The 21,401-nt window shown below is 26.2% G+C and carries 16 protein-coding genes; 5 read left to right on the top strand and 11 right to left on the bottom strand.

The window, feature by feature from the left end; translation table 11 throughout:
- Positions 1-291 precede the first annotated feature (291 nt).
- The gene (gene dapD / locus ACYUET_RS00810) at positions 292-1,002 is read left to right on the top strand and encodes a 2,3,4,5-tetrahydropyridine-2,6-dicarboxylate N-acetyltransferase (RefSeq protein WP_460277157.1); all 711 of its coding nucleotides are present in this window, start codon (positions 292-294) and stop codon (positions 1,000-1,002) included.
- A 104-nt stretch (positions 1,003-1,106) separates the two neighbouring features.
- Here dapD and ACYUET_RS00805 read toward each other — a convergent pair whose 3' ends face one another.
- Together ACYUET_RS00805 and ACYUET_RS00800 are read right to left on the bottom strand one after the other, a co-directional pair.
- Entirely contained in the window at positions 1,107-1,757 is a 651-nt protein-coding gene (locus ACYUET_RS00805) for a single-stranded DNA-binding protein (protein WP_460277156.1), read from the bottom strand.
- Between the two features lie 89 nt (positions 1,758-1,846).
- Positions 1,847-2,617, bottom strand: coding sequence for a polysaccharide deacetylase family protein (locus ACYUET_RS00800; protein WP_460277154.1), 771 nt, complete (start codon positions 2,615-2,617; stop codon positions 1,847-1,849).
- A gap of 273 nt (positions 2,618-2,890) precedes the next feature.
- Here ACYUET_RS00800 and ACYUET_RS00795 point away from each other — a divergent pair, with 273 nt between their 5' ends.
- A complete protein-coding gene (locus ACYUET_RS00795) occupies positions 2,891-3,424 on the top strand; it encodes a DUF4364 family protein (RefSeq protein ID WP_460277152.1) in 534 nt (177 codons plus the stop codon).
- Here the strand turns inward: ACYUET_RS00795 and ACYUET_RS00790 are convergent.
- On the bottom strand, positions 3,408-4,298 hold the full coding sequence (locus ACYUET_RS00790; protein WP_460277150.1) for a YncE family protein: 891 nt from the start codon (positions 4,296-4,298) through the stop codon (positions 3,408-3,410). The two genes, ACYUET_RS00795 and ACYUET_RS00790, sit on opposite strands and share 17 nt — an antisense overlap.
- 260 nt (positions 4,299-4,558) lie before the next feature.
- Here ACYUET_RS00790 and ACYUET_RS00785 point away from each other — a divergent pair, with 260 nt between their 5' ends.
- On the top strand, positions 4,559-4,804 hold the full coding sequence (locus tag ACYUET_RS00785; protein ID WP_460277148.1) for a TIGR03905 family TSCPD domain-containing protein: 246 nt from the start codon (positions 4,559-4,561) through the stop codon (positions 4,802-4,804).
- Positions 4,805-5,098: 294 nt separating this feature from the next.
- On the opposite strand, the gene ACYUET_RS00780 is transcribed toward ACYUET_RS00785, so the two are convergent.
- The 5 genes from ACYUET_RS00780 to ACYUET_RS00760 all read right to left on the bottom strand — a co-directional run bounded on the left by ACYUET_RS00780 (position 5,099) and on the right by ACYUET_RS00760 (position 13,343).
- Positions 5,099-7,078 (bottom strand): HIRAN domain-containing protein, encoded by a 1,980-nt coding sequence (locus tag ACYUET_RS00780; RefSeq protein WP_460277147.1) that lies wholly within the window; start codon positions 7,076-7,078, stop codon positions 5,099-5,101.
- 213 nt (positions 7,079-7,291) lie between these two features.
- Positions 7,292-8,602, bottom strand: a complete 1,311-nt coding sequence (locus ACYUET_RS00775) for a bifunctional folylpolyglutamate synthase/dihydrofolate synthase (protein ID WP_460277145.1) — start codon at positions 8,600-8,602, stop codon at positions 7,292-7,294.
- A 128-nt stretch (positions 8,603-8,730) separates the two neighbouring features.
- Positions 8,731-9,051, bottom strand: a complete 321-nt coding sequence (locus ACYUET_RS00770) for a putative heavy metal-binding protein (RefSeq protein WP_219779101.1) — start codon at positions 9,049-9,051, stop codon at positions 8,731-8,733.
- A gap of 297 nt (positions 9,052-9,348) precedes the next feature.
- Positions 9,349-11,991 carry a valine--tRNA ligase gene (locus tag ACYUET_RS00765; protein ID WP_460277144.1) on the bottom strand — a complete coding sequence of 881 codons (2,643 nt, stop codon included), beginning with the start codon at positions 11,989-11,991 and terminating at the stop codon, positions 9,349-9,351.
- A 491-nt stretch (positions 11,992-12,482) separates the two neighbouring features.
- Positions 12,483-13,343, bottom strand: coding sequence for a S66 family peptidase (locus ACYUET_RS00760; protein ID WP_460277143.1), 861 nt, complete (start codon positions 13,341-13,343; stop codon positions 12,483-12,485).
- Between the two features lie 300 nt (positions 13,344-13,643).
- Here ACYUET_RS00760 and ACYUET_RS00755 point away from each other — a divergent pair, with 300 nt between their 5' ends.
- Positions 13,644-14,609: a glycosyltransferase family 2 protein gene (locus ACYUET_RS00755; RefSeq protein ID WP_460277141.1), complete on the top strand. Its 966-nt coding sequence runs from the start codon at positions 13,644-13,646 to the stop codon at positions 14,607-14,609.
- An 11-nt stretch (positions 14,610-14,620) separates the two neighbouring features.
- Positions 14,621-15,028, top strand: a complete 408-nt coding sequence (locus ACYUET_RS00750) for a GtrA family protein (RefSeq protein WP_460277139.1) — start codon at positions 14,621-14,623, stop codon at positions 15,026-15,028.
- A 266-nt stretch (positions 15,029-15,294) separates the two neighbouring features.
- On the opposite strand, the gene ACYUET_RS00745 is transcribed toward ACYUET_RS00750, so the two are convergent.
- The 3 genes from ACYUET_RS00745 to ACYUET_RS00735 form a co-directional block, all read right to left on the bottom strand.
- Entirely contained in the window at positions 15,295-16,458 is a 1,164-nt protein-coding gene (locus ACYUET_RS00745) for an iron-containing alcohol dehydrogenase (RefSeq protein WP_460277137.1), read from the bottom strand.
- A gap of 261 nt (positions 16,459-16,719) precedes the next feature.
- The gene (locus ACYUET_RS00740; protein ID WP_460277136.1) at positions 16,720-17,400 is read right to left on the bottom strand and encodes a pseudouridine synthase; all 681 of its coding nucleotides are present in this window, start codon (positions 17,398-17,400) and stop codon (positions 16,720-16,722) included.
- Between the two features lie 253 nt (positions 17,401-17,653).
- Positions 17,654-20,884 carry a ligand-binding sensor domain-containing protein gene (locus ACYUET_RS00735; protein WP_460277135.1) on the bottom strand — a complete coding sequence of 1,077 codons (3,231 nt, stop codon included), beginning with the start codon at positions 20,882-20,884 and terminating at the stop codon, positions 17,654-17,656.
- Positions 20,885-21,401 lie beyond the last annotated feature (517 nt).

The following is a 21,401-nucleotide window of genomic DNA, read 5'->3' as shown; positions in this document are numbered from 1 at the left end:
ATTTTACATTATTAATATATGTCATTCAAACTATTTATATATATGTCTAATTAAGTTAATACATTTATAATCTTTTATATAATTTTTAATTAACAATATCGAGTTAGACGCATATATATCATAAATTTTCTATATAAGTTCCTCACTATAATAGTAAGCAATACAGTTTATAAATATTCTAAGATTTATATTAATAAACAAATTTTTTGGAACTTATATGTTTTTACTCTTTTATTTATTTTATATTTTTATTATAATTAAATTAATTGTAAATAATGAAAGGGTGATACAATGTCTTATAATCTAACTGATCCTTATGAAATCGCTAGATTTATTAAAGAATCAAAAAAATCAACACCAGTTAAAGTGTATGTTAATGGAGACTTAAGTAATGCTTCAATGGATAATATAGAATGGTATGGAGCTAATAGTTTTTACATATTAATAGGAGAATCTGATGCTGTTACTAAAATAATATTAGATAATAAGCATCTTATTAAACACTTTAGAATAGAAAATGATAGAAGAAATTCTGCTATTCCTATGCTTGATTTGTTAGAAGTCGAAGCAAGAATAGAACCCGGTGCAATAATCAGAGATAAAGTTACTATTGGAAAGAATGCTGTAGTAATGATGGGAGCTGTAATTAATATAGGCGCTGAAATAGGTGAAGGTACTATGGTTGATATGAATGCTGTAGTTGGTGCTCGTGGTAAACTTGGTAAAAATGTTCATCTTGGTGCTGGCGCTGTTGTTGCCGGTGTTTTAGAGCCGCCAAGTAAAGAGCCTTGTATTATAGGAGATAATGTTTTAATTGGTGCTAATTCTGTAATTCTAGAAGGAGTTAAGATTGGTACTGGTGCCGTTGTTGCTGCTGGGTCAGTTGTTGCTGAAGATGTTGCTGAAGGAATGGTTGTTGCTGGTTCTCCTGCTAAAGTTATAAAATCAGTTGATGAAAAAACTAAGGGGAAAACTCAACTTTTAGATGACTTAAGAAAATAACTTCTTACATAATAAAAAGAGGATTTCATATTATGAAATCCTCTTTTTATTTTATAATATCGAGATAGTTTACAAACTTATAATAACTATATATTAATTAAAGTTTAAACTGCACCTTCTTCATTTGAAGACTCTTCTCTTTCAACTTTTTCCATCTTAGATATGGATACTTCATAAGCAATTTTCTTAACACTTTCTGTGTCTGAAACCTTCTTTTGATATTCTCTACTTTGCACTCTTCCCCATACTCTTATATTATCACCAACATTTAATGTTTGACAGAATCTAGAATTTCTGCCCCATGCAATTGTTGGAATATAATCTGATTTGTTATATGCTCTATTTACTGCAAGTAATACATCAGCAATTTCTCTACCGAATGGTGTTGTCCTATAAATAGGCTCTTTGCAAATATATCCATCTAAGAATATTTCATTAGGATTTTTACTTCTTTCTAAACATTCCTCAATATTTCGTGCAAAAACAGTAAGTATAAGTTTATTGGATCCATCTACAAATTTATTATAAGATCTTAATTGTCCTTCCACTATTATATCTGATCCAATATTTAATTGTATATTATTAATTAGTCTTTCTGAAACGGTTATATTTAGTCTATCAACCGAATCGCTTAGTCTCATCACATCCAAATCAAAAGTATAAAACCCCTCTCCATACATTTCATGGCTGAATTCCAATTCAGATGCCACTTTACCTTCAAGGTAAATTTTGTTATTTAACATTAAATTATCCATTGTTACCCCTCTCTCCACCGTAAATAAATTTAGTAAATAGTACTCCCACTAGCACTTATTACCATTATAATACAATTACTGGTTTATTTTCAATCTTTATTATTATTTTTATGTTGAATTCCATTTTCGTCAATATAATAATCTTCAAAATATATAAGTTCTCCTACTGCTTTAAACTGGTATTCTTGGGCTTTAAGCTCACTTATAATTCTTTCTAAATTAGCAGGAGTATATTTTGCATTATTATGGAAAAGTAATATAGATCCAGGTGCTACACCTTTCATTACACGCTTATATTCAACTTCTTGCCCTAACTCTTTCCAATCAACAGAATCTACATTCCATTGTATAGGAATATATCCTAAACTTTTTACTTTTCTAAGAGACTGCTTATTATAATCTCCACTTGGGAATCTAAAAAGTTTTGGCTTTTCTCCTATATATTTTTCAATAATTTCATCTGTCTTTTTAAGTTCATCTTCTATTCTGCTCTCACTTATCTTGGAAAAACTAGGATGAATATAGCTATGGCTACCTATTTCATGCCCCCCTTCCTTTATAGACTTTAATTTTTCAACATTTTCACTACTATAATTAACCCAACCTCCCATTATAAAAAATGTTCCTTTTACATTATATTTATCTAATATTGCTAATATGCTTTGAAGATTATCTTTTTCCGCCCAATTTATATCAAATGTTAAACTAACAGATTTATTTTCACATTCTACAGAATATATTGGGTTATCCTCTATCTTTTCTGATGTAGTTTGAATATTGGGGTTTATACTAAATGACATAAGTATTAAACAAAAAATAAGCACTAAATCTAGAAAAATCCTACATTTTCGCCATTTCAACTTTTTACATCTCCTTCTCTATATATACGTTCTAATTAAGTCGCTCATTAGACTGGTGAGTCATATCATTTATAAATATTCTAAAATTTATATTAATGAACAAACTTTATTGGAACTTATATAATTAATTAACTTATCATATAGCTAATATTTATAATAATGCATTAAAGTTTATTTATATTCTTTTAGCTATTTATTAATACTAAATATATTCCATAAACAATATTTTATGTTATAATAAAAGTATTATTTCAATAATTATGGGGGTAGTTTATGTACGAAAGTTCATCAGAATTAGCAGAAAATAAATTATTAATGCTATATATATTAAAATCAATAAAAGACCCAATATCTAACACTCAATTTACCGAAATAATTCTTGAAAATAATTTCATCAATTACTTCACACTTCAACAATATTTATGTGAATTAGAGAGTTCAGATTTTGTTATTTATAAGAAAATTAATGATAAACAGTTACTATATTTGACAAAAAAAGGAGATACTGTTCTTTCATTATTTAAAGACAGAATATCCCCTTCAAAAATTTCTATTATAGATAACTATATAAAAGATAAATTAGACCTTATAAAAAAAGAACTTACTATACATAGTGATTATACATTAGATAGTAATGATAATTTTATAGTAGATTTAAGAGCTCTAGAAAATCAAAGCTTACTTATGGAACTAAAATTAACAGTTCCTTCAAAAAGCCAAGCTGTAGCACTTTGTGCTAAGTGGAAAGAAAACCCGTCAGATATATACACAAATATAATAAATATGTTATTTAATGAAGATCATTAATTAAAATCATAGCATTAGGTTCGGATCCTATTGCTATGGTTTTTATACTTTTTTCCTTTAAATTAATTACCTTTAATTGTCCATTTAAATAATCTCCAATAAAAATGCGTTCACCAACCTTAATAATTCCTCTCGGCATTCCTCCAACAAATATTTTCCTTTCTTCTATAGCTTTATTTAAGTTAACAATACTAATACTTCCTTCTAATAAATTAGATACGTAAATATATCCATTTTCTTCCCATATATCCACTGGAGAAACTCCAACCTTAATTCTTCTTTGTATTGTGAAATTTTTTAATGATATTATTAATATGCTGCCTTTTATATTATGTCCTACATGACTTTCACATACATATAAATATTTTTTATCTTTTGATATAACTATTTTTGCAGGATATTTTTCACATTTTATTTTTTTAATTTCTCTATTTTCTATACAATCAATTACAGATATACTATCTTCTCCCATATTACTTATAAATATATTATTTCCTTCATTAAATATTGCTATGCTATGAGGGAATATACCCATAGGTAATTCAAAATTAACTTTATTATTAATTAAATCATATACAAGAAGAGAATTAGATTCTCCACATATAACATATAATTTTTCATTATATACAACTAAGTCATTTGGATGAGAACCTATATAAAAATTTTTTTCTTCTTTAAACATATCTATATTTATTAAAGATACAGTATTACTATAATTATTTGCTACAAAAAGTTTATCTGAATATATTGATAGCCCATGAGGACCAACTCTTGATTCCCCAAGAGATAACTTTAGAGTTTCAACATTTAAAGTTTTAACACAGATTTTATTTAAAGTATCTGATCCAGTATTACATACAATAATTGACTTCATTTTCCTCTCTCCTCTTGGATAATCATCTTTGTATTATAATATATTCTTAAAACATATTATTGGTACAAGTAATTTTCTGTAATATCTTTATTTATTGACAAAATCCTACTATAATAAATATGTTAATATAATGTATTAGAACATTTTATTATTTAGGCACATTCAAAAAAATAATAGACCAGTATGCTTGTCTATTAAATCTATTATTTTATTTAATGTGCCTTATTAAAATATTTTAATAGTAAGGGGGAATTTTGAAAATGTTTTCATATAATACTAAAGGTGTGTGTTCATCAATTATTAATATTGAAATAGAAAACAATAAAATACAATCTGTTGATTTTATAGGTGGTTGTGCAGGAAATCTTTTAGGTATTGGTGCTTTAGTAAAAGGGATGGATGTTGATACAGCTATTAATAAATTGTTAGGAATAAAATGTAATGCTAAAGAGACTTCTTGCCCTGATCAATTAGCGAAAGCTTTAATAGAATGGAAATCACAATAACATAAAAATACTATGTTTTTAAACAGTGTGACATTATAGTATAAACATATTTCTAAAAAGTAAATTTCAATGCCAGTTCAGGCTTATACTAGAATATCAATAGTCACTTAAAATATAGCGAAAATTTAAAAATATCCAATTAATTACTTGCTCCAACTTTTTGATTGGAACTTTAATTAATTGGATATATCTTTATTAGAATATTCATAAACACAATTCTTACTTTACGGTCAAAATTATTTTGGGACAATAAAAATATTTATAATATAACATACAACTTCCAAGCTTATATAATTATTGCATGTATTTGCTATCTCTATTTGACAGTAAAGATAATGTTGTTGTTATTTCATTTATTACATCTTTATAACTTAAATAGACATCAATTCTTATATTTTCATAATCACCACTTAACTTATTGATTACTCCATATAAATATTTTCCTTTATCAATTAGATTTTTTAAAATTAAATTATCACTTCTTGGTATATAGCCTATAATATATCCTTTTTGTATTACTACTTGTATAGCATTTTTATCATAAACATTATCTTTTTGCCTATTTAAATATACTATTTGTCCCTCACTTAAAACACCATATACCTCAGATAAATCCACATATCTAGTTCCTGCAATTTCAGTAGACATTATATATACATCCTTAACATGTGGTATTATTTCTATATCTTCTGTACTAATATATTGTTTTCTTCTTTCATCACTTTTACCTATTAAAGATTTTAAGTAAGTTTTTAAAGTTGCTACTTTTTCATTTTTAATCGCTTCTTCTATAACACTTATATCATTTAAATCAAATTCATCCTTAATTATAGTTAAATTTCTAATAGCTTGAGTACGTGTTTCAATTAAAGATGCTTTTAATGCATCTAAATTTATGTTTTTATATTTTTCAGGAAATTCTTCATATTTTATACCTTTTACTAAAAAATAAAAACAAATATGATTAATTTGTTCAATGTTTAATTCATCTAAGTTTATATTTTCATTTATATTTAAAATATTTATAAATTCTAATTTTTCATAAGCTAATTTTAAAGTAAGTTGTTTTATAGCTTTACTTCCTTTTTCAAATGCATATCTATATAAGTTAGGATTAGTAATATCTCTCTTTATAAGAAGTTCAAATTCTCTCTTTTTAAGCCTAAGATTAGTTTTTTCTGCTGAACTTATTATTATTTCTGTATTTAATTCTATGTTTCCTATTTCATTTAAAATGATATCTCTCCATAAATTCTTTTTATATATTTTATTTGCAAGTATTATTATATTTTTATATTGTGGATTTAAAGAACATATATCTTCTACATCATCAATATCATATTCATCTAAAATAAGTGCCTCTATAGCATATTCAATTGATGTTGTTGCATATAAACTATATATGTCTTTACCAAATTGATTAACAATTTTTAAAAATTCAAAACATATATTTAAACCATCATCAATACTATCTATACTATATTCAGAAAACAACAAACTAATCGATTTTGACATTGATTGTATATTATCCTCATTAACCTTTCCAGATTTTAAATATTTCAATATATCTAATGCTAATATTGTATATGATAGACACTCTACATCACCCAAATTATTTTCAAGTGATTCTTGCATTAACCACTCTTTTATAACACTATTTACAGGTTGAAGCGATTGTATACAAACAGGTTTACCATACCAATTTGATTTTTTAGCTAACGTAAATATATTCTGATTAGAATTTTCCATTGATTCATATACCTTAATTATATAAAATGTATACTCATTATTGATTGAAAGTAAATTTAAAATTTCATCAATTTTATCTAATTTAATAACACACTGCATTATCAAAGAAAGCTTTATTTCTTCACTTGAATCACTTTCATAAAGTAATGACTTGATAATATTAATTAAATTTTCTTTATATTTATTATTACCTTCATAAATAGCTCTAAAACTTCTTAAAAAGATATCATAATAATTAATTATAGGATTAAGTGTAAGATATCCTTTAATATTTTCTAAAACCTCTTTTTTATTATTTCTATCATAACCTAATAAAATATTTATAAGTTCATTAGATAGTTTAATTTGGTCATAAACTTCTAATGGCTTTGTTTTATTAAACGCTACATTAAACTCATTAAATCCTGCCATTTCAAAATCTTGATAACTATATGGTATGCCTGGATTTTTATAATAAAACTCTTCTAGCTCTCTATATATAGATTTTTTATTATCTATATAATCATCAATATTAATATTGCACATACACCTCTCATCCCCTTTACTTAAAGTAATACCAACTCTTATTAATTATTTAAAACTTTATTAATTATAACTATTTTGCTAAGGCACATTCTTTAAAATAATAGATATAAATCTATTATTTTAAAGAATGTGCCTAAAATACATCTTATTCACTTTATACTACAATATCAACATTCATTTAAAACATAGCCATACTTTAAATTATTTATGATATTATTTTACCATATTATTTATTGTTTTTCTCATATCTCCTACCATATATAATGATCCACTTATTAAAATTAAATCATCATAATTTGCTTCATTTATTACTGATTTATATGCTTCTTCATAATCTTCTAATGCTATAGTATTTTCATTATATTTTAATACTTCTTTTTTTAATTCTTCACTTAATTCAGCTCTCTCACTATGAGGAGTCAATGCATAAACTTTATGTGCCAGTGGTGTTATCTCTTTAACCATATCTTCAACTTGTTTATCTGCAAGAATCCCTAATAATAAATACATATTATTATACGTAAAATATTTTTCAATATTTTTTCTAAGCATTTTTATTCCATCTATATTATGTGCTCCATCTATTACTACTAAAGGATTAGTTCTTAATACCTCTAATCGTCCCTTCCATACTACATTTTTAATAGATTTTTCAATTAACTCTTTATTTAAATCAATATTTTCTCTTTCACACAATATCTCTATTGTATTTAAAGCTAAACTTAGATTCAAAATTTGATGCTCCCCTATAAGTGGTAATTTAACTTTATATATATTTTTTAGACCTTTAACTTCTACCTCTTGATAAACTTTTTCATCAGAAATCATTCTAATAAATTTTCCACTCTCTTTAGATACTTCATATACTTTTGAGTTTACATTCTCTGCTTTATTTAATATTGCATTCCTTGCTTCTTCTTTTTGTGGGTATACTATAACTGGAATGTTTTCTTTTATTATTCCTGCTTTTTGAATAGCAATTTCACTTAAGGTATTGCCTAATATATTCATATGATCCATACTAATTGATGTAATAACACTAACTACTGGTATTATTACATTAGTTGAATCTAATTCGCCTCCAAGACCTACTTCAATAACTGCATAATCAACTTTTTCCTCAAAATAATATAGATACATAAGTGAAGTTAATATTTCAAATTCAGTTGGATGTTCATATCCTTCTTCTATCACTTTATCTACTGCTTCTTTTACAACTCCCATAAGTCTAGCTAGTACATCTTTTTCTATATTCATACCATTTATTTGAATTCTTTCTTCAAACTCTTCTAAATAAGGGGAAGTGTACATTCCCACTCTATATCCAAGCCCCATTAACATATTAGTTATCATTGCAGTAGTAGATCCCTTTCCATTCGTTCCTGCTATATGTACTAACTTTAATTTTTTTTGTGGATTGCCTAACAACTCTAATAATCTATATGTTCTTTTTAATCCATAGTTTGATCCAAATCTACCCACACTACTTAAATATTTCATTGCTTCATTATAATTCATTTTCATACACTATCCTCTTTACTTATAATAAACTACATAATTAATATAATGCTATGTTTTTATTAAGATCTAATAATTATATATAATCACTATTTTAAAACATAGCTTTTAAACATTAAATTGTTAATTTTAAATTACTCATAATAAACAGCAGTACCTGAAGCTGTCACCATAAGCATTCCATTATCAGAACCTAATACTTCATAATCAATATCTACTCCTACAATTGCATTAGCACCCATTTGAGATGCTCTTGTTTCCATTTCTTTCATAGCATTTTGTCTCGCTTGAATTAATTCATCTTCATAAGTATTAGAACGTCCACCAAAAAAGTTAGACAATCCTGCTGCAAAATCTTTTATAAAATTAACTCCTGAAATAACCTCTCCAAATACAACTCCTTTGTATTCTATAATTTTTTTACCTTCTATAGATGGTGTTGTTGTTACAATCATTTTTACTCCTCCTTGCATATATATTCTTTCTTTAATATTAACCTATACTTTTAAATTTATTATTAATATGATTATAATATATTCTTAAAATATAAACTTATATTAATATATATATTTTCTAATTAAGTTGATACATTTATACTTTTTATAGAAAATAAGACTCTGCATTAATACTATACAGTTAGAAACGCCCTATATAATAAAAAATTTCATTAATTTTATTACTGTATTTTTAATATATATGAAAAGGTTGCACAAACATCAAAATAATGTGTGCAACCTCTCAATATTGCATTTTTAATTTAAAGCTTCAATTCTAACTTTAACAGCTTCAAGCATTTCTACATACTTTACTCTTTTTTCTTTTTCTGCATTAACAACAGCTTCTGGAGCTTTAGCTACAAAACCTTGATTTCCTAGTTTTTTATCTATTCTATCAATTTCGCCTTCTAGTTTCTTAAGCTCTTTATTTAATCTTTCAAGTTCTTTATCTTTATCTACAAGATCAAGTAATGGCATAAATAATTCTCCACCCTTGACTACTAATGATACAGCATTTTCTGGAACATTTGATTTATCAGCTATAAATTCAACTTCTGAAGCTGATGCTAATTTTTCCATGTATGCTTTACCAGCTGTAAATGCTTGTTTTGCATCTTCTGCAATATAGCATATAACTTTAGCTTTTCTTGATGGTGGTACATTCATTTCAGCTCTTACATTTCTTAATCCTTTAATAGCTTCAATTACATAAGCCATATCATTTTCAGATTCTTGATTTACTAGAGCTTTGTCAAATAACGGCCAAGCAGATGTTGTTATTGTTTCTTCATCTGTTAAATGAGTAAATATTTCTTCTGTTATAAATGGCATAGCTGGATGTAATAATTTTAATCCTGTAACTAAAACAGTATTTAACACATTATAAACTATACCTTTAGCTTTTTCATCTTCTCCATAGAATACCGGTTTAACGAGTTCTATATACCAATCACAGAACTCAGTCCACATGAAATCATAAACTTTTTGCATTGCAATTCCAAGTTCAAATTTTTCCATGTTTTCTGTAACTTCTTTAACTACAGTATTCATTTGTGATAATATCCATTTATCAGCTAAAGAATATTCTTTGCAATCTTTATATTTGTTCATAACTTCTTTATCAAGATTCATCATAACAAATCTTGAAGCATTCCAAATTTTATTAGCAAAGTTTCTTGAAGCTTCAACTCTTTCAGGATAATATCTCATATCATTTCCTGGTGCATTACCAGTTGCAATCATAAATCTTAAAGCATCAGCACCATACTCATCAATTACTTCTAATGGGTTAACACCATTACCTAAAGATTTACTCATCTTTCTACCTTGAGAATCTCTTATAAGACCATGAATTAATACAGTATTAAATGGAGTTTCTCCCATACAATGAAGTCCTGAGAATATCATTCTAGCAACCCAGAAGAAGATTATATCATGTCCAGTAACTAATACATTGTTTGGATAGAAATATTCTAAGTCTTCAGTTTTGTTTGGCCAACCTAATGTTGAGAAAGGCCATAATGCTGAAGAGAACCATGTATCAAGTACATCATTATCTTGCTCTATATTAGTAGATCCGCATTTACAGCACTTAGTTGGTGCTTCTTCAACTACCATCATCTCTCCACAATCTTGACAGTAATAAACTGGTATTCTATGTCCCCACCATAATTGTCTTGAAATACACCAATCTTGAATGTTTTCCATCCAGTTGAAGTATGTCTTATCAAATCTTTCTGGAACAAATTTTGTTTTTCCGTTTTTAACTACTTCTACAGCAGGCTTTGCTAAAGATTCCATCTTAACATACCATTGTTTAGATATTATTGGTTCTACTGTAGTACCACATCTATCATGTGTACCAACATTATGAGAGTGATCTTTTATTTTAACTAAAAGTCCTAGGCTTTCTAAATCCTTAACTATAGCTTTTCTAGCTTCATATCTATCTAAGCCTTTATATTTTCCACCTTTTTCATTTATAATACCCTTGTCATCCATAACTCTTATGATTTCAAGGTTGTGTCTCTTACCTACTTCAAAGTCATTAGGGTCATGAGCTGGAGTCATTTTAACGGCACCAGTACCAAACTCTAAATCAACATAGTCATCTCCTACTATAGGAATTTCTCTATTTACAAGTGGTAATATTACAGTTTTTCCTATAAGATGTTTGTATCTTTCATCGTTAGGGTTAACAGCTACCCCACTATCTCCAAGTAATGTTTCTGGTCTAGTTGTTGCAATTTCTAAAACTCCTGAACCATCAGCTAATGGGTAGTTTATGTGCCAAAAATGACCTGCTTGTTCTTCATATTCAATTTCAGCATCTGAAAGTGCTGTTTGACAATGAGTACACCAGTTAGTTATTCTGTTTCCTTGATATATTAATCCTTCATTATAAAGTTTAACAAATACATGTTTTACAGCTGCACTTAAATTTTCATCCATTGTAAATGCTTCTCTTGTGAAGTCAGCAGAAACTCCAAGTTTTTTAACTTGATTTCTTATTCTTGCTCTATAATCATCGCTCCATTCCCAAACTTTTTCAAGGAATGCTTCTCTTCCCATTTCTTTTTTGTTATACCCTTGTTTAGCTAATTCATTTGCAACTTTAACTTCTGTTGCAATAGATGCATGATCTTCTCCTGGTAACCATAAAGCACAGTATCCTTGCATTCTCTTAAATCTAATAAGCATATCTTGAAGAGTATCATCAAAAGCATGACCTAAGTGCAGTTCACCAGTTATGTTTGGTGGTGGCATAATTATTGTATATGGTTTCTTCTTTTTATCAATTACTGGTGTAAAATATTTTTTTTCTTCCCAGTTCTTATAAATCCTATCTTCAAATTCTTTTGGATCATATGTTGTTGATATGTTTTTAATTTCTGACATTTATGTTCCTCCCTTTATTTCAATTAGCATTTGTTTGTGTATTTTGCTAACTAAGTATCATTTTAATTTAATAAAAATAAAAAAAGCCTTCAATCCATAAAAGGACGAAGACTCGCGGTACCACCTTTATTCCTACTTTAGCATATAACTATGATGCTATTTATAGGCTCTTAATTCAATAACGATTTAGACAAACCGTCTTTAGCTACTACTATTTCACCAAAGAAGCTCAAAAGCTACCTTCAAAACCTTCCATATAAGGGCTTTCACCTATTCCCTCTCTCTAACATTGTTCTTTATTGTACTAAGAACAGTACTCCTAAACTTAATAATCTAGTTTCCTTTAATATTTTCAGTTTTTACTCCTCTTTCTCATTGCTTTTATTATTAATTTGTATTTTCTTTATCTTATAATATATTAACGGTTATGTTTTGTCAATAATAGTACTTTACATATCATGATTCACCCTCATACCATTTATAAAATTAAATTATTTTAAATTTATGTTTTTTCCTATAACAATGCACTTTGAGTCTGAACCATGTCCGATCTCACTTGTTTTTATTATAGGTATATCAGTATTATCTACTATTTTCTGTACTAATTCAATTATATTAGGTGTATATTTCTTATTTTCCATCTCTGTAAAATCACCTAATATCATACCATTTATATTTTTAAATACACCTAACTGCTTATACTGTGTTAAATATGTGCTCATCTTAGCTACATCGCCACTTAAACTTTCTAATAATAGAATCTTATTTTTAAAATTAGGCATATATTCTGTTCCAGCAAGCTTTAAAAAACAACGTATATTTCCCCCAACTACTATGCCATTCATATATTTGCCTTGTATCCATTCATATTTAAAATCAAAAAGACTATTCTTTTCTTGCATAAATGTTTCTGTAAAGTTCTTAATTTGAATTTCAGAATCATCCCCAATCAAATTTTTTATTTGATATAAGTAAGTTTCAATACCCGCTTTAGAATATAATGAATTTATAACAACAGATAAATCACTATATCCAAAAAAAGGTTTAGAATTTTTCTTTATTTCTTCATAATCTAAATATTCTAAAACTTCATTAGCTAAATCTCCACCAGATACATCAAATATAGCTTTAACTTTAGAATCTTTAAATAAATTCATCAATATATTTGCTTTTTCTCTACCTGTTCCATTAAATATAGAGTTCTCTTTATATAACTTTTCACTAAATATAACTTTAAGTCCTAATAAATTTAATGTATTTTCTAATTCAATAATTTTATATTGATAACTTTTATCTAAACCATTAGAACAAGCTACAATTCCAACCTTATCTCCATAATTTAATATTTTCATTAATTTTCTCCTTTATTAAATATATAATTTCTAAATCATTTTCTTTTTCCAAATCCTTTATTCTTTGATAATTTATTTACACTAATAAAATAAATTATAATAGACTTTTTAAACAATGACTAGAATGCTTAATCATTATTTTTACAAATAAAGACTAAGTTAATTATTGTTATATTTACAATTTGAATATTATGGCTTATAATGTTATGGAGATTTTTAGCCTATATAATAATTAAGTTATATAGTAAATTTAAAACTAATTATACTTTAAATGTAATTAATAAATCGGAGGTAATATATATGACTGATTGCCTGTACTTGGTAATCCCTTGTTATAATGAAGAGGCTGTTTTACATGAAACAGCAAAGAGATTATTAATAAAAATGAACACTATGATAGATAAAAATCTTATATCTAAGAATAGTAAAATACTTTTTGTTAATGACGGTTCAAAAGATAAAACTTGGAATATAATTCAAGAGTTACATTCCCAAAACTCTATATTTAGTGGAGTAAATTTATCAAGAAATAAAGGACATCAAAATGCATTACTTGCTGGCCTTATGACAGCTAAAGAATATGCTGATATGACAATATCATTAGATGCTGATTTACAAGATGATATAGAAGTCATTGATAAATTTGTAGAAGAATATTATAGTGGAAGTGATGTAGTCTACGGTGTTAGATCTTCCAGAAAAACAGATACATTTTTCAAAAGAACAACTGCTTTAGGTTTTTACAAATTTATGAACGCACTTGGTGTTGATGTTATGTACAACCATGCTGATTATAGACTTATGAGCAAACGAGCTTTAGAAGGTTTAAGCCAATTTAAAGAAGTTAATTTATTTCTTAGAGGAATAGTTCCATTAATAGGTTATAAGTTTTCAGTTGTTGAATATGAACGTCATGAAAGATTTGCTGGTGAATCAAAGTATCCATTAAAAAAGATGCTTGCTTTTGCTTTAGATGGAATAACTTCTTTTAGTATAAAACCTATAAGAATAATCACTAGTTTGGGATTTTTTATATTTTTCGTTAGTTTTATTGCTTTAATTTATTCTCTTGTTGTTAAATTCCTTGGAAAAACAGTAACTGGTTGGACATCACTAACACTTTCTATTTGGTTACTTGGTGGAATACAACTTTTATCTTTAGGTATAATTGGAGAATATATCGGTAAAATATATAATGAAACTAAACAAAGACCAAGATTTATTATTGCTGATAAGCTAATAGATGATGATAAATCTGATATTTAGAGGAAAACATTATGACTAATTTTATTCAAAAATTTAAAGATACATTTTTCTCAAAACAATTTATCATGTTCGTAATAATAGGAATTATCAATACCTTTAATGGTGTTGTTTTTTCTTATATATATTCAAGTTTTTTAAATGAAAACATAGCTTTCATATTAGGTTATATATCAGGATTATTTATATCTTATCTATTAAATAGTTTTATAACTTTCAAAGAAAGACTTGATTTTAGTAAATTTATAAAATTTGCAATATCATATATACCAAATTTTATTATTCAAAATATAGTTGTATTATTAGTATTTAATATAATGGGACTTCATAAACTTATAGCTTATGGATTAGCTGCTTTAATAGGTGTTCCTGTTACGTTTATATTAATGAAATTCTTTGCCTTTAAGAAAGAAAGAATATAAAATGGACTATCTCAAATACATATGATTTTGAGATAGTCCATTGTTTATTTAATATTTTAATTAAATTACTAATAAAAAAATCGCTAAGCGACTGTGGAGCGTCGATTTTTTTAGCCATGCACCCTTTCCAAACGTAGTGTAGGAATAATGGTTCAGCATATGATTATTTTTTATTCTTTAGGTTTTATTTCTTAATCTTTAAGCAAAAATATAATCTAAGTTATCCACAGATTAAAAAAAATATAATTTCTTAAAGAATAAAAAAATTAAAGTGCTAATTTATAAATATTAAACACATCTTCTGAAGTAAGTGGTTTAAATGCATTTTTCAGTCCACCATTTACTGCTTTTTTAGACATTTCTTCTAAATGTTCTTCCCCTATACCCACTTCTCTTAAAGTTGAAGGTATTCCTAATTCTTTAAAGAATTCTGATGTTTTATCTATTGCCTTATTTGCAATTTCATATTTATCTAGATTTTTATCTATATCCCAAACATTTACTCCATACTCTACGAACTTATCAACTGTTTTATCACTTAAAACATATTTCATCCAATGAGGAGTTAATATTGCCAAACCAACACCATGAGTTATATCATAAAATGCACTTAATTCATGCTCCATTGGATGAACAGACCATTCTCCTTTAGTGCCATATGATATTAATCCATTTATAGCTAAACTAGATACCCACATTAAGTTTGCTCTTGCCTCATAATCATTTGGACAATCTGCAGCTATTTTACCATATTTTATACAAGTCCTAAGTAATCCTTCTGCTGTTCTATCTTGAATAAATGCACCTTTTGTATTATTAAAATAACTTTCAAATATATGGCTCATTATATCAGCTGTTCCTGCTGCAGTTTGATTTTTAGGTACTGAGTAAGTATATTCAGGATCCAATATAGAAACTCTAGGTTTCATTTCATCATGTCCTGTTCCAAGTTTTTCATTCTTACTCATATCAGATATAACTGCATATGGATCCATTTCTGATCCAGTTGCAGCTAGTGTTAATACTGTTATAATTGGTAAAGCCTTTGTTATTTTACTTGGATTTAACACTATATCCCAAGCATCTCCCTGATAATTTACTCCTGCTGCGATTACTTTTGCACAATCTATTGTACTTCCTCCACCAACAGCTAAAACAACTTCTACATCATTATCTCTGCAAATCTTAATACCTTCTCTAACAGATTCTATTCTTGGGTTTGGATCTACTCCAGAAAGTTCTACGTATGATAAATTGTTATTATTTAAAATCTCAGTTATTTGATCATATAAACCTATCTTTTTTATACTTCCTCCACCATAAACTATAAGAATTTTACTTCCATATTCTTTTATAATTTCTCCTAGATTTTTTATTTGTCCTTTTCCAAAATAAATTTTAGTTGGTATTGAATAATTAAAATTCTCCATAATTCTTCTCCCCTTTATATATATTAATTATAGATATATTTTAAAACATTATTGATATTGTAGTATAAGAGCGCACTGGCATTGGAATTTGCTTTTTAGAACTCTTAATACAAATTTGTTCAATTAATTGCTTGTCAGCAATCTTTGATTGGGAACATGCATTAATTGGACTAAGTTTTATTTTAGAGTTCTTAAAGTAAATTCTTCTGTCCATAAGCTTTATACTACAATATCAACAGTCACTTAAAACATAACTATAATTTACCCATTTTTTAACCCATTTATTTCTTCATGTGATAAGTAACGCCATTTTCCTATTTCTATTCCATCCATTTTTATATTCATAATTCTAACTCTTTCTAGCCTTTGTACAGTATATCCAAATACTTTACTCATTCTACGAATTTGTTTATTAAGACCTTGAGTTAATATAATAGAAAATGTATTATCTGAAATTCTAGTAACAGTACATTTTCTAGTTTTTACCCCACATATTTCAACGCCATTTGACATTCCATCAATAAAATTATCATCGAAATCTTTATCTAACGTTACTATATATTCTTTTTCATGTTTATTCTCTGATTCTAAAATTTTATTAGCTAAATCACCATCATTAGTTAATAAAATCAAGCCTTGAGAAGCTTTATCTAATCTTCCAACTGGGAAAATATATTCTGGATAGTTGAGAAAACTTATTATGTTGCCTTCCACATCTTTTGAAGCTGTGCAAGTTATTCCTACTGGTTTATTTAATACAATATAAATTTTTTTCTTTACTGGAATAGGCTTATTATCAATAAGAATATTATCCTCTTCCTCTACCCACTGTCCTGGTATACACATTATACCATTTACAATCACTCTATTATCTTCAATCAATCTATTAGCTTCCCTTCTTGAACAAACACCTAAATTGCTAAGAAGCTTATTTATTCTCATCTAATGACCATCCTTCTTATATAAAGACTATGTTTTAAATAAACGTTGATATTGTAGAATAAGAACAAACAGGCATTGAAATTTGCTTTTTTTGACTCTTAAGTGAGAGTTCCAAAGTGAGAATTCAAATTTTATATTTTGCTACTTGAACTTACTTAGCGAATGTATATGAGCCTAGTTTCCTTTTAAATCCCCTTGTTTACGAGCTTTATACTACAATATTAACACTGTTTTAAAACATATCCAAATTTATTTATATAGATTCCTTATTATTTATCTTATTTGGTAATACTATTATAAATTCTGTCCCTTTTCCAACTTCACTTTCAAGATAAATTTTTCCTTTATGAAGTTCTATAATCTGTTTAGTTATTGTTAAACCTAATCCACTTCCGCCCTTTAATTCTGAATTAGCATCTACGATTTGATTAAATCTATCAAATATAGCTTTATGATATTTAGGATCTATACCTATACCCGTATCCTTAATTTTTATCATAATACCATCATTTAATTCTTTCAATATAACTTCTATTTTTCCTCCTTCTGGTGTAAACTTTGCAGCGTTACTTACTAAGTTTACTATACATCTTTCTATTTCATATTTGTCACATTCTATTACTTTTTCCTCCATCTCAGGATCTATAATTAAATTTATTCCTTTATTTTCAATATAATCTTTTAAGCTTAATGCAGTTTCTTCCACTAAATATACTATATCATTTTCTTTGAAATTCACTTCATATCTGCCACTTTCAATCTTATTAGTATCTATTATATTATTTATTAATTTTAGTAATCTATTTGAATTCCTTTTTATCACCTTCATATAATAATCTAACTTTTCCTTATTTATACCACTGTCCTTCTTGTTTAGCTCAAAGATTAATTGTTCAGTGGAACAAATTACATTTAATGGTGTTCTTAATTCATGAGAAAGATTAACAAAATAGTTATTCTTATTTCTTTCTAAGTTAATAACTTTATTTAGTAGTGTACTGTTTTTATCCATTTCATCTCTTAATTGACTTGTTCTTTTTTCAACCATTTTATCAAGTTTCTTCATTTTGTTAAGATTTAGATAAATTATTAATATAAATAAAATTATATATAATATAATTGCTTGTGTACTTTTCCATAATGGAGGTTTTACTGTAAATATAATTTGACTTTCCTCACTCATACTTCCATCTGGTTTTTCAACTTTTGCTTTTAATATGTAATTTCCAGGTTTTATATTATTATAAGTAAATTCATTGTCTTTTCCGATATTCCACTCAGTATCTATTCCCTCTAGTTTATAAAGATACTTCATAGAATCTTTATTTTTATAATCTGGAATAAACAATTTAACTTTTATTATATTTTCATCAGAATTAAATTTCAATCCATCTATATTCTTATATGTTTTACCTTTTACTTCAAAACTTTCAAAAGAAACTTTAGATAAACTTTTATTTTGATTTATTTGTAATGGATCAAATATATTTAATCCATTAATACCTCCAAATAAAAATTCTCCATCTTTATTTTTAAAAGAACTATTTCCATTAAATTCATTACTTTGAAGTCCATTTGATACATTTAAATTAGTGAATGTATTATTACTTACATCTAATTTTGATATACCATTATTAGTACTTGTCCACGGATTACCATTGTTATCAATTAATATTCCATAAATATTATTGTTAGTAAGGCCATCTTTTTCTGTATATCGTGTAAATTTTTCTGTATTTTTATCAAATTTATTTAATCCATATTTAGTACCTATCCACATATTATTTTTTTCATCTTCAACTATTGAAGTTATAGCATTACAACTTATTGTATTATTATCTCCTTCAACTTTAGTATAATTTTTTATACTCATATCATATGGATTTAGTTTTACTAATCCTCCATTCATATACAATCCTATCCAGTACATTCCTTCTTTATCCTGATATATACTGCTAATATAGGTATCTACTATATTATTATTTTTAAAAATATATGTGATATCTGATATAGTATCATCTTTTAAATTTAAAAGATTAATCCCATCCGTTGTTCCTATCCATAAATAGTCTTTATTATCTATAAACAAAGTTCTTATATTAGTATTAGTTAATCCATTTTCAATTTTATAGGATTTAATTTCATTAGTATTTTTATCAATTTTATTTAAACCATTATCTGTTCCTATCCAGACTTCATTTTCTTTTCCAGTTATAAATTTAATTTTATCACTTAATATATTACTGTTTTTAGAATTCATTCTTGTTATAACTTCTGTTTTGGGATCCATTATATTCAATCCTTTATTACTAGTACCTATCCAAACAAATCCATCATTATCCTCATAAATACCTTGTATAGAGTTATCACTTAATGTACGTTTTAAAAAAGGATCATATTTATAATGTTTTATTCCATTATTAGGATCAAAAGTACTTATGCCAGAATATGTGCCCACCCATATCAAACCTGTAGAATCTTCCATTATAGAAAATGTTGTTTTATTTATTAAACTAAATTTATCATAAACTTTATTTATGTAAGTTATAAACTTTCCATCTTCATCATCATACATAGACAGTCCACAATCCGTACATACCCAGATTACTCCTCTACTGTCTCTTAAAATATCTTTAACGACTCCACCTTGTAAAGTTCCATCTTCAAATTCTTTTTTCCCTTTAATATATTTAGGTCTATATTCAATTATATTATTGGTTTTTATATCTACCTTTAATAGCCCTGCACCTGATGTACCTATCCAAACTTTACCACATTTATCTGAATATACTTTCTTTATAGAATTTTTATCATTATTATTAGTGTTATATAAAAATTCTATATTTTTAGTTTCCATGTTTACTTTATTTAATCCATCCTCAGTCCCTATCCATATATTTCCATCCTCATCTTCATCTAAACTATATATAACTTGATTAGTAAGAATTTGCTTATCATTATCATATAAAATTCTTTCAAATTTATCTTCATCTTTATTATAAATATTTAAGCCATCAGCTGTACCAACTAGTATTTTTTGATCATGAGTAATTAAAATATCACAAATATTATAATTAGATAAGTTACCTTCCGATAGCTTATCATAATAATTAGTAATTTTATCATCTTTTAAATTAATCTTACTCAATCCACTCGCTGTACCTACCCATAAATTCCTATCGTTATCTTCTTTAATTACTGTTATACTATTACTTGAAATACTATTACTTGAATTCTCCTCATATTTATAAACTTTAAAATCTTTTCCATTATACCTATTTAATCCATCATGAGTCCCTATCCAAATATAACCCATACTATCTTGAAAAATATCTTCTACACTAGATTGGGATAATCCATCATCTATGCTAATATTTTTAAAATTAATATTATTGTATGCTTTAACAACATTTTGAGTATTTATTAAAAAACTAAAAAATATAACTAAAATAATTATTTTTTTTAGTATAAACCTTTTATTCATGTTTTCTCCTTTTTCGACAAGTTTTTCTCTTTATTTATTGTACTACATACTTGTTTTTAAATACAACAACTCATTTAAAATAATCCTCAAATATATTAAAAACATTAAACTTAGTAAGTATATACCTTTAAAATTAAAGACAAACTCTAAGATAAAATTTTTCCTACTTAAACAGTCTAATTTTAAAAGATAATTTAAATTTAAAAGTGTGTACTTAAATATTAAGTACACACTTTTAAATATTATTTATTTTAATTTCTTTTATAACGACTAAATATCCATGCACCTAATAAGCATACTAGAATAAATATTACTAGAATAATGAACCAAGACATAATAATAACACATCCTTACAACATTTCTATGCTATAAGGATGTGTTATTTTAGTTATATTTATACTTATTTAATAATAAATAAATTACCAGAGTAACTCTTAAAGTATGCATTTTTGCACATATATATGTTGAAATAAGGAGTCTTTAATAAATCAAGTAGCTATTTAGAGTTTGTTGAATG

The sequence above is a fragment of the Clostridium sp. CTA-5 genome, from assembly GCF_054768135.1.
This window is presented reverse-complemented; position numbering and strand designations above follow the sequence as displayed.

What these genes read in the sequence shown, in the direction of transcription:
- ACYUET_RS00785 (WP_460277148.1), top strand. Translation starts at nt 4,559, where the DNA reads ATGTTTTCATATAATACTAAAGGTGTGTGTTCATCAATTATTAATATT.
- ACYUET_RS00765 (WP_460277144.1), bottom strand. Translation starts at nt 11,991, where the DNA reads ATGTCAGAAATTAAAAACATATCAACAACATATGATCCAAAAGAATTT.
- ACYUET_RS00805 (WP_460277156.1), bottom strand. Translation starts at nt 1,757, where the DNA reads ATGGATAATTTAATGTTAAATAACAAAATTTACCTTGAAGGTAAAGTG.
- ACYUET_RS00795 (WP_460277152.1), top strand. Translation starts at nt 2,891, where the DNA reads ATGTACGAAAGTTCATCAGAATTAGCAGAAAATAAATTATTAATGCTA.
- ACYUET_RS00775 (WP_460277145.1), bottom strand. Translation starts at nt 8,602, where the DNA reads ATGAAAATGAATTATAATGAAGCAATGAAATATTTAAGTAGTGTGGGT.
- ACYUET_RS00770 (WP_219779101.1), bottom strand. Translation starts at nt 9,051, where the DNA reads ATGATTGTAACAACAACACCATCTATAGAAGGTAAAAAAATTATAGAA.
- ACYUET_RS00790 (WP_460277150.1), bottom strand. Translation starts at nt 4,298, where the DNA reads ATGAAGTCAATTATTGTATGTAATACTGGATCAGATACTTTAAATAAA.
- ACYUET_RS00755 (WP_460277141.1), top strand. Translation starts at nt 13,644, where the DNA reads ATGACTGATTGCCTGTACTTGGTAATCCCTTGTTATAATGAAGAGGCT.
- dapD (WP_460277157.1), top strand. Translation starts at nt 292, where the DNA reads ATGTCTTATAATCTAACTGATCCTTATGAAATCGCTAGATTTATTAAA.
- ACYUET_RS00780 (WP_460277147.1), bottom strand. Translation starts at nt 7,078, where the DNA reads ATGTGCAATATTAATATTGATGATTATATAGATAATAAAAAATCTATA.
- ACYUET_RS00745 (WP_460277137.1), bottom strand. Translation starts at nt 16,458, where the DNA reads ATGGAGAATTTTAATTATTCAATACCAACTAAAATTTATTTTGGAAAA.
- ACYUET_RS00740 (WP_460277136.1), bottom strand. Translation starts at nt 17,400, where the DNA reads ATGAGAATAAATAAGCTTCTTAGCAATTTAGGTGTTTGTTCAAGAAGG.
- ACYUET_RS00760 (WP_460277143.1), bottom strand. Translation starts at nt 13,343, where the DNA reads ATGAAAATATTAAATTATGGAGATAAGGTTGGAATTGTAGCTTGTTCT.
- ACYUET_RS00735 (WP_460277135.1), bottom strand. Translation starts at nt 20,884, where the DNA reads ATGAATAAAAGGTTTATACTAAAAAAAATAATTATTTTAGTTATATTT.
- ACYUET_RS00750 (WP_460277139.1), top strand. Translation starts at nt 14,621, where the DNA reads ATGACTAATTTTATTCAAAAATTTAAAGATACATTTTTCTCAAAACAA.